This window comes from Actinomyces johnsonii, from assembly GCF_006546835.1.
In the GTDB taxonomy this organism is placed as follows: domain Bacteria; phylum Actinomycetota; class Actinomycetes; order Actinomycetales; family Actinomycetaceae; genus Actinomyces; species Actinomyces johnsonii.
The window spans coordinates 20,219-20,469 of record NZ_VICB01000035.1; the positions used below are offsets into that span (position 1 = coordinate 20,219).

Annotated in this window: 1 protein-coding gene; it reads right to left on the reverse strand. The window is 63.3% G+C overall.

Translation table 11 applies throughout. The features are described 5' to 3' along the window. Positions 1–251 (reverse strand): hypothetical protein (locus tag FK256_RS14480; protein WP_211343592.1); only part of this gene is annotated, 251 nt, incomplete at both ends.

Below are 251 nucleotides of genomic sequence, written 5' to 3' on the forward strand. Positions count from 1 at the left end.
TCCGCACCTCACCCGCACTGGGCCGACGATCACGCGGCAAAGTCAACAGATGATCAGTCATCTCATGGCGCATGAACAGCTTGGGTGCTGTTCCTTCCTGCTCGCGGCGTAGTTTCTCTTCCCAGCGGGGGTCTGCCTGGATCCTCTCGTCGACTGCCTCAGTGATGGGGTCCCACGGCTTGACGGCCTGTTGGGCTTGTTGGGTGAGTTGTTGGCGGGCTCCTCGGGAGGCGGCGGAGCCGACCTGCTCC